The organism is Streptomyces sp. NPDC028635 (assembly GCF_040637635.1).
GTDB lineage: Bacteria > Actinomycetota > Actinomycetes > Streptomycetales > Streptomycetaceae > Streptomyces.
Genome location: NZ_JBEZWX010000011.1, coordinates 97,121 through 109,909, shown reverse-complemented (window position 1 = coordinate 109,909; position 12,789 = coordinate 97,121). Strand labels below are relative to the sequence as shown.

Below are 12,789 nucleotides of genomic sequence, written 5' to 3'. Positions count from 1 at the left end.
CCCTCGCGGACGACGCGCCCTCACTCCGCCCGCCCGCTCACCTCCGCCAGCCGGGCCGCCGCCGCGGTCAGCAGGAGGTCGAGGGCCGCGGGGTAGGAGCTGTGGCGCATGGTGCTGATCAGGTGGGGAGCGGTGGCGGCGATGTGGGGGTGGGTGGTCGCCGGCAGGCGGGCGTACGTGGCCCGCCATACCGCCGTCTCCGCTTCCCGGGCGGTCGCCGGCAGGGCGGTGCCCGCCGAGTCGAGGGCGCCGAAGGCGAGGGCCTGGTCGACGAAGGCGTGGTAGACGCGTACGGCGTCCCCGTCCGGGAAGCCGGCGCCGCGCAGCACCCCGAGGATGGCCTCCACCGCCGCGATCTCGTGCTCGCGCCCGGTCACGCGGTGGGCGCTGAGCACCGCCGCCCGCGGGTGGGCGAGCGCGCCGGCGTGCATGCGCAGGCCCAGGTCGCGCAGGTCGGCCCGCCAGTCGCCGCTCGGCCGCCAGGTGCGCAGCGTCTCGCCGATGAGCTCGTCGGCGACGGCGAGCATCAGGTCGTCGGTGTGCCGGAAGTAGCGGTACAGGGAACTGGGGTCGGCGCCGAGGGCGCGGCCCAGGCGTCGGACCGAGAGCGCCTCGGCGCCGTGTTCCTCGATCAGCCGCAGCGCGGTGGCGACGATCAGCTCCTCGGACAGGACCACGCCCGCTTTGGTGGGCCGCCGGCGGCGGCGGGCGCCGGGCGGGACGACACGGTCGGTCATGGAACGCCTCCAGGCTGGGCGGTGCCTCCGGGAGCCGCGACCTTATGACAACAGCGTTGACCTGTGAAGCCCGGCGGCAGTTTCATGTCCGCTCACCGGGGCCCGCCGGGCCCCCTGGTGCGAGGAGAGTGCCGCCATGGCGCATCAACCACCCGCGCTGCGAAGAACCCTCGGCGTGCTCGACGGCGTCGCCATCGCCGCGTCCAGTACGGCGGCCACGACCAGCATCGGCATCGGCCTGGGCGTCACGGCAGGCGTGGTGGGGCTGCACCTGCCGGCGATCATGCTGCTGGCGTTCCTGCCGGTCCTGGGCATCGCCGGCGCCTACGCACGGCTGAACCGTGTCGAGCCCAACGCGGGCAACGGCTATGTGTGGGTGGGCCGTTCGCTCTCGCCGTGGCTGGGCTTCCTGGTGGGGTGGGTGAACATCGTCGCGACGGTGGCGTTCCTCGCGTACACCACGGCCGTCACCGGCTCGGCGCTGCTGCAACTGGCCGGGGACGCCGGGCTGCACCGCGTCGCCGGGCTGGCCCTGGACCCCGGCTCGACCGCGCAGACCACCGCGATCGGCATCGTCGTCCTGGCCGCCGTCACGCTCACCGCGGTGAGCGGTGCCCGGACCGCGGCCCGCCTGCAGACCGGGCTGCTCGTGTTCGAGTACATCGTGCTGCTGGGCTTTTGCGGATACGGCCTGGTCACCGGCCCCCACCCGTTCCGCTGGGCGTGGTTCGACCCGTTCGCCCTGCCCTCCCCGCAGGCCCTCGCGCAGGGGCTGCTGCTGTCGGTGTTCTGTTACTGGGGCTTCGAGTCCGCGTTCAGCGTGAACGAGGAGGTGCGCGAGCCGCGCGACGCGTCCCGGGCCGGGTTCATCACGCTGGCGACCATGCTGGCGCTGTTCCTGCTCGGCTCCCTCGCCTTCCAGCGGGTGCTGAGCGAGCCGGAGCTGGTCGGCCACGGGGCCGAGGGGCTGGCGTTCTTCGGCGACCGGCTGGCCGGGCGCCCGCTGGCCGTGCTGCCGCTGGTGGCGCTGATGTTCTCGGCGGTCGCCTCGCTGCAGGCCGGGGTGATCCCGACGGCCCGCGCGATGTTCGCGATGGGCCGGGACGCGACGCTCGGCCCGGTGTGGTCCCGGGTCAGCCCCCGCTACGGCACCCCGGCGGCCGGGACGCTGCTGATCGGGGCGCTGGCCGTGGCGGTGGCCGCGCTGTCGCTGGTGATCCCCCGCCTGTCGGACATGATCATGGCGACCGTGAACGCCGTCGGGATCGTCGTCGCCCTGTCCTACGCGCTCACCGCGCTCGCCGCCGCCGTCCGCTTCCGCGCCCTGCTGCGCACGGACCCCTGGCAGGGGGTGCGGGCGGTGGTGCTGCCCGCGCTGAGCGCCGCCGCGCTCCTCGGGCTCGGCGGATACCTCGGCTGGTCCTTCTTCACCTCCACCGACCACTTCGCCCTGCGGGCCGACAACGGCTGGTTCCTGCTGCTCACGCCGATCATGATGATCGCCTCGGGTTGCGCCGCCGCGGCCTGGGCGAAGTGGGGGCGCAGATCGCCGTACTTCCGCACCGGCCGGGGCACCGACGCCGACGCGCCAGAACTGCTCACCGCCGCCCCGTGACCCGCCCCACCACCGAAAGGAACCCATGCACGCCGACCTGCTCTTCCTCAACGGCCTCGTGTTCACACCCGCCGGGCCCGCCGCCACCGCCGTGGCCGTCACCGGTGACCGGATCACCGCGCTCGGCGGTGACGAACTGCGCGAGCTGGCCGGGCCGCGCACCGAGGTCGTCGACCTCGCCGGGCGGCTGCTGCTGCCCGGCTTCCAGGACGCGCACGTGCATCCGGTGCCGGCCGGCCTGGAGCTGACCCAGTGCGATCTGACCGGCACCAGGACGGCCGAGGAGAGCGTCGCGGCCGTGCGGGCGTACGCCGCCGCGCATCCGGAGCGGGAGTGGATCACCGGCGGCGGCTGGTCGATGGAGGCGTTTCCGGGCGGTACGCCGACGAAGGAGCTGCTGGACGCGGTGGTACCGGACCGTCCGGTGTATCTGCCGAACCGGGACCATCACGGCGCCTGGGTGAACAGCCGCGCCCTCGCCCTCGCCGGCATCACCCGGGACACGCCCGACCCGGCCGACGGCAGGATCGAACGGGATGTCTCCGGCGAGCCGGGCGGGACGCTGCAGGAAGGGGCGATGCAGCTGGTCGGGCGGCTCGCCCCTGCGGCCACGCCCGCCGACCTGAGGGCGGCGCTGCTGCACGCCCAGCGCACCCTGCACGCGCTCGGGATCACCGCCTGGCAGGACGCGCTCGTCGGGAACTTCCCCGGAATGCCCGACCCGTCCGAGGCGTACCGGGCCGCCGCACGGGACGGCTCGCTCACCGCACGGGTGCGCGGCGCGCTGTGGTGGGACCGGGAGCGCGGCGCCGAGCAGATCCCCGAACTCGTCGAGAGGCGGGCGGATCTGAGCCACGGGCGGTTCCGGGCGGGCAGCGTGAAGCTGATGCTGGACGGCGTCGCGGAGAACGGCACGGCGGCGCTGCTCGAGCCGTATCTGGACGGGTGCGGTTGCGCCACCGGAAACCGCGGCAAGAGTTTCGTGGATCCCGGGCTGCTGCCGAAGTACGTCACCGAACTGGACGCGCTCGGCTTCCAGTGCCACTTCCACGCGCTCGGCGACCGGGCCGTACGGGACGCGCTGGACGCGATCGAGGCGGCGCGGGAGGCGAACGGGCCGAGCGACACCCGCCCGCATCTGGCGCATCTGCAGGTCGTGCACCCCGACGACGTGCCGCGTTTCGCACGTCTGGGCGCGGTGGCGAACATCCAGCCGCTGTGGGCGGCGCACGAACCGCAGATGGACGAGCTGACGATCCCGTTCCTCGGCCCCGAACGGGCCGCGTGGCAGTACCCGTTCGCCTCGTTGCTGCGCTCGGGCGCGGGGCTGGCCGCGGGCAGCGACTGGCCGGTGAGCAGCCCCGACCCGTTGCAGGGCGTCCATGTCGCCGTCAACCGCGTGGAACCGGGCGGCGACGGCCCGGTGTTCCTGCCGGCCGAGCGGCTCACCCTGGCCGCAGCCCTCACCGCGTACACGGCCGGCTCGGCCCATGTGAACCACCTGGACGACACGGGCGAGATCCGCGCGGGCGCCCTCGCCGACCTGGTGGTGCTAGACCGGGACCCGTTCGCCGTCCCGGCCCGGGAGCTCGGCGAGACGCGGGTGGCGCTGACGTACGTCGGAGGGGACCGGGTGTACGCGGCCGCCGACGCGTGATCCGGCACGGCGCTGGTCCTGGACCGAGCCGCAGGACGCCGGCCGGCCTCCCGATCAAACTCGGCCGCAATTCGACGACATATGTCAATCGAACATGCTCAAATACTGTCGGCCGAGGGTAACTTGCAGGACGGGGGCCCCTGTTGGGGTTCCCGTCCACGCAGCGGGTTGGAGGCGATGCCGTCGTGCAGCAGGACCCTGCGCCGCCCACGCGTCATCTGCGCGTCCGCGCCGACCGGGGTCACACGGTGCTGGAGTTCCGCGGCGAGATCGACATCGCCGCCGCGGCCGAGATCGCCCCGCACCTCGACCGGGCCACCGCCGGCCCCGCGCCCCGGGTGGTGATCGACCTGAGCGGGGTGGAGTTCTTCGACTGCTCCGGGCTGCGGCTGCTGTACCGGGCCCGGCGACGGGTGCTGGAGCGGGACGGCCGGATCCATCTGGTGTGCACGCACACCCTCACCCTGCGGGTCCTGCGGCTGACCGGGCTCGCCCGGCTGCTGCCCCCGCAGCCGACACGGGACGCGGCCCTGGGCTGCCCGGGGGCGACATCCGGCCATCTGTAGGCATCCGCAGCCGGCTCGGGGCCGCCGGGGCCACGGCCTCCGGCGCGAACTCACCGCGTCTCGCACGGTTCTCGGCGTCTCGCACGGTTCTCGGCGTCTCGCACGGGCTCGCCGGAGCGGGCGCGGGAGTTGTGCGGCTCTACGACGCTGATGCGCTCGAAGACGCTGATGCGCGCGGCGGAGGCGCCGCGCGGCGGCGATTGTTTGCATCGAAATTCAAGAAACGCGATCCGGCCTCGCGAAGCTCAAGCAGGAGCCACTTGAACAACTCGAACCGGCCGGTAAAGAATGGCGGGCATGGCGAGACCGAAGAACCAGGGCGCGCGCCGCGAGGCGCTGATCGAGGCGGCCGGCCGGGCGATCTCCGAGCGCGGCATCGCCGCGCTGCGGATCAAGGACATCGCCGCGGAGGCGGGCGTCTCGGCGGGGTCGGTGCTGTACTACTACCCGGAACTCGACGACCTCGTCTTCGAGGTGCACAGCGGCGCCGTGGAGCGCTTCCTCGGCCGGCGCCACGCCGTCACCGACGCCCTGCGCGACCCGGTCGAGCGGCTGCGCGCCGCCGCCGAGTCCGGTCTGCCCGCCCACGCCGACGACGCGGACCACCGGCTGCTGTACGAACTGCACGGCCTGGCCGACCGCAGCACCGCCCACGCCGCGCTGATGGGCTCGCTCTTCGCCCGGGAGACCGCGCTCTACTCGACGATCCTCGAACTGGGCGCCGCAGCAGGTGAGTTCACCCTCGCCGAACCGGTGGCGGACGTCGCCCGCAACCTGGTCACCCTGGAGGACGGCTACGGCCTGCACATCGTCAGCCGCAACGCCGCCGTGGACCGTGCCACGGCGCTGCGCCTGCTGCTCGGCTACGCCCGGTCGGCCACCGGCTGTCCCCGCCTGTGACGCGGGGCCCTCAGGGCATCGCGCCGGCCGCCGACCACCGCACCGGGAGCGCCGACTCCTCGAAATCACCCAGCCCCCCTTCCGGCTCCCGGTTCCCGGTTCCCGAGGACATCACCCTTGTACGCGGTCGGGGCTCACCCGGGGCGAGGGGGTGTGGTGGTCGCGTCCGTCCGTCCGGTGACCGGCCCGCACGCCGAGGGCCGACAGGGCCGTCTGGAACCGGGCTCGGCGGGCATGCGGACCTCAGGAAGGAGGGCCCTCGTCATGCCCGATGCCCCCGCTCCACCCGCCCGTCCGTCACGTCGCCTGCCCGGCTGGGCGAAGGTGCTGCTGTCCTTGGCGCTGGTGCTCGCCGTGTTCTTCGCGGGGCTGCGGCTGAGCGTACTGCCGGGCCTGCGGGACCTGTTCGGCACCGAGACCCATGACCGCTCCGGTCCCGCGCTGCTCAAGTCCGTGCGCGACATCAGCCGTTACGACGCCGCCTCCGGCACCTTCCAGGTGGTCGTCGACCTGGAGAAGGACGCCCGGTTCCTGCCGGACGCCATCCGCGGCACCCGCACCCTGTACGTCGGCGCGGGCACCGTCGACGCCTACGTCGACCTCGGCCGGCTCGGCGAGCGGGACGTACGCGTCGACGCCGACCGCACCACGGCGACACTGCGCCTGCCGCACGCACAGCTGGGCCGGCCCGCCCTCGACCCCGACCACTCCTACGCCGTCTCCAAGCAACGCGGCCTGCTCGACCGCCTCGGCGACCTGTTCTCCGACAACCCCAACAGCGAGCAGGCCGTGCAGAAGCTGGCCGTGCGGCACATCGGGGAAGCCGCCCGCGGCAGCGGACTGACCACGCGGGCCGAGGCCAACACCACCGCCATGCTCCAGGGACTGCTGCGCTCGCTCGGCTTCAAGGAGGTGCACGTGTCCTACGGCGGCGCGTGATCAGCCGCCCAGCACCCCGGGCAGGGCGAGCGCGCCCAGCAGGGTCGTGCCCACCAGCACCCACGCCACGTAGTCGCCGATGTGCCCGGACTGCAGGCGGCGCAGCGGCAGCGCCCGGCGCGGGGCGGCCAGCAGCTTCGGGCGGGTGACGGCGACCGCGGCCAGGGCCACGGCGAGCAGCGTGGACAGCAGGCCCAGCAGCACCCCGGGCAGCGTCCAGTGCACGTCGCTGCGCAGCCCGCCGGAGCCGGCCTCGTTCACCGCGTCGGCGACGGCCGTGCCGAAGCCGGGTACCACACCGACGGCGAGCGAGCCGGCCAGCAGCAGCGCCGGGACCGCCCGCATGGTGTCGGGGACCCGGCTGAGCCGGTGTCCGGTCTCCGGTTCCTCGTCGGCGCCGGTCGTCTCGTACTCCCCGCTCTCCTGCGGCCTGGGACCGAGGCCGAGGAAGACCCGTGCCGTCATCCGCAGCACCGCGCCCGCGGTGAGGGCGGAGACGGCGACGTAGAGCACGGTGAGCGCGCCGCCCGCGGCCTCCTCGCCGACCGCCTTGCCGAGACCGGTGCCGAACGGGGGCAGCCCGGCCAGGGCGAGCCCGCCGACGGCGAACATGAGCGCGACCCCGGGCATCCGGCGGGCCCGGCCGTGCAGCGCCTGTTCGTCGAGGCTGCCGAAGCGGTCCAGGAGGAGGCCGGCGCAGGCGAACAGCGCAGCCTTCACCCCGGCGTGAGCGAGGAGGTAGATCGCCACGCCGTCGTCGGCCTCGGGCGTGAGCTGTCCGATGCCCAGCAGGAACAGGCCGGTGTGGGCGACGGTGGAGTAGGCGAGCAGCCGTTTGACGTGCCGCTGGTACCAGCACATCACCGCGCCGACCACGGCGCTGAGCGCGCCCGGCACCACCAGGGCGTGCCCCGCGTCGGATGCGGGCAGACCACCCGGCCCGGAGAAGATGGTGGAGTACACCCGCCACACGCCGTACACGCCGAGTTCCACCATCACGCCGGACAGCAGCATGCACACCGGGGTCGGCGCGACGGCGTGCGCGTCGGGCAGCCAGAAGTGGAACGGCACGGCGGCCGCCTTGACCATCAGCCCGGTCAACACCAGCACGAACGCGGTCAGGACCAGGGCGTCCGGCTTGCCGTGCGCGTCGAGGCCGCGCCCGATCGCCGTCATCGACAGCTCCCCGGTGCGCCCGTACAGCAGACCGAGGCCCATCAACGTCGCGTACGCGCCGAGGGAGGTGACGACGGCGAAGGTCAGGGCGCCCTGCACGGCACCGGGTTCGTCGATGCGGTAGCCGGTCAGGGCGTAGGCGACGACGCTCATCAGCTCGAAGAACACGAACGCGTTGAACAGGTCACCGGCGATCGCGAACCCGCACATCCCGGCCTGGAAGGCCAGCATCAGCGCGGGAAAGGACCCGGCGTGCCGGCGCGGTGGCTCGTCGAAGTAGCGCCAGGAGTACGCCAGGGCCGCCAGCGTGAGCAGGGAGGCCAGCGCGGCGAGGCCGAGGCCGAGGCCGTCGCCGACGACGACGATGCCGACGCTCTCGCCGTTCACGGGCAGCCAGCCGCCGACCCACTCCACCATGGGCGGCGAGGAGTTCAGCAGCAGCACCAGCGCCAGGGCGAGGGTGCCGGCGGAGACCAGACAGCCGACGGTCTCGGCGGCGGGGCGGGGCAGCCGGCGGCCCCCGGCGACGAGCAGGCCCGCCCCGAGCAGGGGGAGCGCGACGAGCAGCGGGATCAGATGGTGCATCAGCCGCGCAACTCGGACAGCTCGTCGGGGTCGACCGTGCCGTGCCGCTTGGCGATCTGCACGACGAGGGCGAGCAGCAGGGCGGTGACCGTGGCGCCGACCACGACGTCGGTCAGCGCGAGCGCCTGCACGACCGGGTCGACGACGGGCCGCGAACCGGGCTTGATGTCGGAGAACACGGGTGCCGTGGCGCCGTCGCGGTAGCCGACCGCCAGCAGCAAAACGTAGGTGCCGGCCTGGCAGACGGACAGACAGCCCACGGCGTGGATGAGGTTGCGGCTGGTGGCGAGGCCGTGGGCGCCGGCCAGGAACACCCAGGCGGCGACCAGGTACGGCAGGACGTGCATCACGTCGGTCACCCGTTCTCCTTTCCCTGCCCGTTCCCCGGCTCCTCCACGATCTCCACGGCCTGGTCCAGGAAGCGGGCGAGCAGGACGACGATCGCGCAGGCGACCTCCATGCCGATGGCCGCGTTCAGCAGCGGCACGAGCCCGCCGGAGGAGAGCGTGTTGAAGGTGCCGTACGGCAGCAGTGTGTTGGCCAGGAAGGCGGCGCCGGCGAGGACGCAGGCGAGGCCGGTGACGAGGTAGGCGCAGGCGGCGAGCGCGTCGCCGGCCTCGTACAGGCCGAGCGGGCGGACGCGTTCGAGGGCGCGGTAGTCGGCGCCGAGATAGAGCAGGTGCAGGGCGGTCGCCGTGACGACACCGCCCTGGAAGCCGCCGCCGGGGCTGAGCTGTCCGTGCGCGATCACGTACAGGCCGGTGAGCACGGCGACGGGCAGCACCACGAGGGCGTAGCGGCGCACCGGGCGGGCCACGTCCGCGGGCTGCGGGGCGGCGCGGTGTTCGTCGCGGGCCTGGCGCAGCAGCACGACGCAGCCGAGCACGGAGACGAACAGGATGCTCATCTCGCCGAGGGTGTCGTAGGCGCGCAGGTCGAAGTTGACCGACGCGATCGTGTTGGCCGTGTGCCGGCTGAGGGCGGCGCGTACGGCCCGGTCGCCGTAGGGGTGACTGCGGCCGCCGAACGAGGGGAGGTCCAGGCAGGCGGCGACGAGCAGCGCGGCGAGGCCGGCACCGCCGAACGCCACGAGCCACATCCGGGCCCGGCGGCTCACCGGGCGCTCCCCTTGCCGCCGGCGTCCTTGGCGCGGCGGCGGACCTTGCGGACCGTCAGCAGCAGCAACAGCGGGGTGACCGCGGCGCCCACCGCGAGCTGGGACAGGCCGACGTCCGGTGCCTGGAGGACGGTGAACAGCACGGCGAGCACCAGGCCGAGCACGGAGAGCACCAGCGACTGCCGCGCGGGGTCGCGGGTGGCCACCGCGGCGGTCGCGGCCCCCGCGACGAGCACCAGCGCGACGACGATGACGGCATCGGTCACCGCGACCTCCCCTCCTCGCGCACACCGGCCCCCGACCGGCCGACGCCCCGCGACGGCCGCAGGCGGTCAAGGGGCGCGGGGAACGGCGCGACCCGCCACGACGCGACCCGCACGGGCCGCCGCGGCCCCACTCGGCGCGAGCGGAACGGCGCGCCCCGCACGGGCCGCCGCGGGCAGTACGCGTCAGCCACCGCGCACCCCCGTGATCCCGCCGGACAGGGCGCGGGAGGCGATCAGGTTGCCGGCGATCAGCAGGGCGCCGACCACGAGCAGCTTCACCATGGCCCGGCCGGGCCCGGTCGCCGCGCACAGGGCGACGACGCTCACCGCGCCGACGGCGGCGGACGCCCAGGTCGCGCCCCGGGCAAGCGGCGGGTGGTCGGCGAGTTCGTCGGCGAGCAGCCGGGCGAAGACGAGAGTGCCGACCGGGCCGAGCAGCGCGAGCAGCAGGGCGAGATCGACGTAGGAGGTGCGCTCATAGCCCTGGGAGAGCAGCAGCAGGCCGGGGCAGACCAGGGCGGTGGACAGGTTCTGGGCGACGACGCGGCGGCGCAACGGGCCGGTGGCGACACCCCACAGGGCCGCCCCGGCGCCGCCGGCGAGGACGACGGCCGCCGCGAGGAGCCAGCCGTTCACCGTTCGGTCACCGCCCGCCGGGCCGCCCGCGCGGCGACGGCGCCGACCGCCGCCGCGCCGCCGCCCACCGCGAACTCCAGCGGGTAGACGGCGCTGATCAGCATCAGCCACAGCACGGCGAGCGCGGCCCACCAGGCGAGCAGTTCGCCCGCGGCGCCCAGCGCCGTACGCGTCCGCACCGCGCCACCTCCTCGCCGCCGTCGCCCGAAGTCCTGCGGGCATCCAAGCACCGCGCGTGCCGCGCCGGGCGGCGGCACGCGCGGGTCTGCACCCGGAGTGCCCCGAGCGCAGGAACGGAAACCGGCCGGTGGCCGCACGGCCGGGGGCGAGCGGCGGAGTGGCCGGGCGGATCGCGGGTAACCGCCTTGCCATGCAGGGAACTTGGAGGCAAACCACGATGGCCCGGCTGCCCCTCGCCGGGCGCAAGCCCCGCGCGCGACGGCAGCCGGAAGGCGGTCAGGGGCCGCTGCGCCTGGTCGTGCGGCTGCTGGTGATGGCGTGTGCGTTCGTCCTGATGGTGGCGTTCGCCGTGGTGCTGGCCCGGCTGACGCTGCGGCCCTCCCCGGCCTCGGAAGCGTTCACGCACACCAATCTGCATCCCGGGCGCTCTCTGAAGGCGTATCTGGACCAGCCGTCCCTGCGCGACGCGGTGAAGCAGATCGGCGGCAATCTGCTGCTCGGTGTGCCGTTCGGGGTGCTGGTGCCGCTGGTCGCGCCGCGCGCCCGCCGCGTGCTGCGGGTCCTGCTGCTCACGGCGATCGTGATGCTGCTGGTGGAGCTCGCGCAGGGGGCGATGATCACCGGCCGGGCCTTCGACATCGACGACGTCATCCTCAACACCACCGGGGCGCTGGTCGGTTATCTGCTGCTGGGACGGCGGCTGGGACGGGCGGTGCACGCGCGGGCGGGCCGCAGCCGACGCGACCGGTGAGGTGAGGGGCGCCCGCCCCTCCCGTCAACTCCAGGTCCGTACCAGGGTATTGACGCCCCCTTACTTCACTCCTTAAATCAAGAGGCGACACGCACCACTCCCCCACCCCCACCTGGTCCGGCCGGCCCGCGCACACGGGCCGCCGGACGGAAGGGAGAGCCGTGGCCCGCCCACGCCTGCTCCGCAGATGTCTCCTCGCCGCCGCCTCCGCCACGCTCGCCGCGTCCGCCGCGGTGGTCCCGGCCCGGGCGACGGCTCCCGACGCGGCCCCGGTCGCCGCCGCCACGGTGTTCTCCGACACCTTCGACGGACCCGCCGGCGCGCCGGTGGACTCCTCGAAGTGGCAGCTGGAGACCGGCGACAACGTCAACAACCACGAGCGGCAGTACTACACGTCCGGCACGAAGAACGCCGCTCTCGACGGGCAGGGCCATCTGGTCATCACCGCCCGGCGCGAGAACCCGGCCGGCTATCAGTGCTGGTACGGCAGCTGCCAGTACACCTCGGCGCGGCTGAACACGGCAGGCAGGTTCACCGCGCAGTACGGGCACGTCGAGGCCCGGATGAAGATCCCGCGCGGACAGGGCATGTGGCCCGCGTTCTGGATGCTCGGCACGCCGGTGAACTGGCCGGACTCCGGCGAGATCGACGTCATGGAGAACGTCGGCTTCGAGCCGGCCACCGTGCACGGCACGATCCACGGCCCCGGCTACTCGGGCTCCGGCGGCATCGGCGCGGCCTACACGCTGCCCGGCGGCCAGGCCTTCGCCGACGCCTTCCACACCTTCGCGGTGGACTGGGCCCCCGACTCGATCACCTGGTCGGTGGACGGCACGGTCTACCAGCGCCGCACCCCCGCGGACCTCGGCGGGAAGACCTGGGTGTTCAACAAGCCGTTCTTCCTCATCCTCAACCTCGCCGTCGGCGGCTACTGGCCCGGCGACCCGGACGGCTCGACCGTCTTCCCGCAGCAGCTGGTGGTCGACCACGTCTCGGTGACGACCGGCAACACGGCCACCGGGGTGCCGGTCCGGGGCCTGGCCGGCAAGTGCGCCGACGTCGCCGGGGCGAACTCCGCCAACGGCACACCCGTCCAGCTCTACGACTGCAACGGCACCGCCGCGCAGGCGTGGACGGCCGGGTCGGACGGCACCCTGCGCGCGCTCGGCAAGTGCCTGGACGTCACCGACCGCGGGACGGCGGACGGCTCGACGGTGCAGCTGTGGGACTGCTCGGGCGGCACGAACCAGCAGTGGGTCGTCACCGCCGCCCACGACATCGTCAACCCGCAGGCGAACAAGTGCCTCGACGTGACCGGCGGCAACTCCGCCAACGGCACCCGGCTGCAGATCTGGACCTGCACCGGCGGCGCCAACCAGAAGTGGACGCTGGGCTGAGCCGCCCGGCGGTCAGCGGCGGCGCAGGGTCCAGGTGAACTTGTCCCCGCCGACCCAGCGCACGACATCCGGGTCCTCCAGGTCGTGGACCTGGATGCCGTACGCGGCGGCGGCCTCGAGGACGTCGACGACGCCCGTCGCCTCACCGACGACCTGACCGTCGATTTCCACGATGCGGAACGGCGGCGTGCCCGGCTGAACACCGAGCACCGTGATGCGCGGTTGGGAGATGTGAGGGCTCGCGACTTCGGTCATGTCATCGAGAGT

Annotated in this window: 15 protein-coding genes; 7 read left to right on the top strand and 8 right to left on the bottom strand. The window is 73.9% G+C overall.

From position 1 onward, the window contains the following. Window positions 1-20 precede the first annotated feature (20 nt). Window positions 21-737: a TetR/AcrR family transcriptional regulator gene (locus tag AB0E88_RS14920; RefSeq protein ID WP_361629647.1), complete on the bottom strand. Its 717-nt coding sequence runs from the start codon at window positions 735-737 to the stop codon at window positions 21-23. Between the two features lie 136 nt (window positions 738-873). On the opposite strand from AB0E88_RS14920, the gene AB0E88_RS14915 reads away from it, so the two are divergent. The 5 genes from AB0E88_RS14915 to AB0E88_RS14895 all read left to right on the top strand — a co-directional run bounded on the left by AB0E88_RS14915 (window position 874) and on the right by AB0E88_RS14895 (window position 6,414). Beyond that, the gene (locus AB0E88_RS14915; RefSeq protein ID WP_361629644.1) at window positions 874-2,352 is read left to right on the top strand and encodes an APC family permease; all 1,479 of its coding nucleotides are present in this window, start codon (window positions 874-876) and stop codon (window positions 2,350-2,352) included. A gap of 25 nt (window positions 2,353-2,377) precedes the next feature. Further along, complete coding sequence (locus tag AB0E88_RS14910; protein ID WP_361629641.1) at window positions 2,378-4,009, top strand: amidohydrolase family protein; 1,632 nt, start codon at window positions 2,378-2,380, stop codon at window positions 4,007-4,009. 185 nt (window positions 4,010-4,194) lie between these two features. Next, window positions 4,195-4,575, top strand: a complete 381-nt coding sequence (locus tag AB0E88_RS14905; protein ID WP_361629638.1) for an anti-sigma factor antagonist — start codon at window positions 4,195-4,197, stop codon at window positions 4,573-4,575. Window positions 4,576-4,872: 297 nt separating this feature from the next. After that, the gene (locus tag AB0E88_RS14900; protein WP_361629635.1) at window positions 4,873-5,475 is read left to right on the top strand and encodes a TetR family transcriptional regulator; all 603 of its coding nucleotides are present in this window, start codon (window positions 4,873-4,875) and stop codon (window positions 5,473-5,475) included. A gap of 264 nt (window positions 5,476-5,739) precedes the next feature. Beyond that, complete coding sequence (locus tag AB0E88_RS14895) at window positions 5,740-6,414, top strand: DUF4230 domain-containing protein (RefSeq protein ID WP_361629632.1); 675 nt, start codon at window positions 5,740-5,742, stop codon at window positions 6,412-6,414. Here AB0E88_RS14895 and AB0E88_RS14890 read toward each other — a convergent pair whose 3' ends face one another. From AB0E88_RS14890 to AB0E88_RS14865, 6 genes are all read right to left on the bottom strand, one after another. After that, window positions 6,415-8,175, bottom strand: coding sequence for a complex I subunit 5 family protein (locus tag AB0E88_RS14890; protein WP_361629629.1), 1,761 nt, complete (start codon window positions 8,173-8,175; stop codon window positions 6,415-6,417). It lies immediately after the preceding gene. Then, the gene (locus AB0E88_RS14885; protein WP_361629912.1) at window positions 8,175-8,522 is read right to left on the bottom strand and encodes a sodium:proton antiporter; all 348 of its coding nucleotides are present in this window, start codon (window positions 8,520-8,522) and stop codon (window positions 8,175-8,177) included. Before AB0E88_RS14885 ends, AB0E88_RS14890 begins: the two co-directional genes overlap by 1 nt. An 8-nt stretch (window positions 8,523-8,530) precedes the next feature. After that, entirely contained in the window at window positions 8,531-9,292 is a 762-nt protein-coding gene (locus tag AB0E88_RS14880; protein WP_361629626.1) for an MnhB domain-containing protein, read from the bottom strand. Continuing rightward, window positions 9,289-9,558, bottom strand: coding sequence for a hydrogenase subunit MbhD domain-containing protein (locus AB0E88_RS14875; RefSeq protein WP_361629623.1), 270 nt, complete (start codon window positions 9,556-9,558; stop codon window positions 9,289-9,291). Before AB0E88_RS14875 ends, AB0E88_RS14880 begins: the two co-directional genes overlap by 4 nt. Before the next feature lie 183 nt (window positions 9,559-9,741). Continuing rightward, window positions 9,742-10,194 carry an MrpF/PhaF family protein gene (locus AB0E88_RS14870; RefSeq protein ID WP_361629620.1) on the bottom strand — a complete coding sequence of 151 codons (453 nt, stop codon included), beginning with the start codon at window positions 10,192-10,194 and terminating at the stop codon, window positions 9,742-9,744. Continuing rightward, window positions 10,191-10,373, bottom strand: coding sequence for a hypothetical protein (locus AB0E88_RS14865; protein ID WP_361629617.1), 183 nt, complete (start codon window positions 10,371-10,373; stop codon window positions 10,191-10,193). The genes AB0E88_RS14870 and AB0E88_RS14865 overlap by 4 nt, the downstream gene beginning before the upstream one ends. Window positions 10,374-10,591: 218 nt before the next feature. Between AB0E88_RS14865 and AB0E88_RS14860 the strand changes: the two genes are divergently transcribed. After that, window positions 10,592-11,125: a VanZ family protein gene (locus tag AB0E88_RS14860; RefSeq protein ID WP_361629614.1), complete on the top strand. Its 534-nt coding sequence runs from the start codon at window positions 10,592-10,594 to the stop codon at window positions 11,123-11,125. A 161-nt stretch (window positions 11,126-11,286) separates the two neighbouring features. Further along, the gene (locus AB0E88_RS14855) at window positions 11,287-12,522 is read left to right on the top strand and encodes a family 16 glycosylhydrolase (protein WP_361629611.1); all 1,236 of its coding nucleotides are present in this window, start codon (window positions 11,287-11,289) and stop codon (window positions 12,520-12,522) included. Window positions 12,523-12,534: 12 nt separating this feature from the next. On the opposite strand, the gene AB0E88_RS14850 is transcribed toward AB0E88_RS14855, so the two are convergent. Then, window positions 12,535-12,777 carry a hypothetical protein gene (locus AB0E88_RS14850; protein ID WP_361629608.1) on the bottom strand — a complete coding sequence of 81 codons (243 nt, stop codon included), beginning with the start codon at window positions 12,775-12,777 and terminating at the stop codon, window positions 12,535-12,537. Window positions 12,778-12,789: the final 12 nt, after the last annotated feature.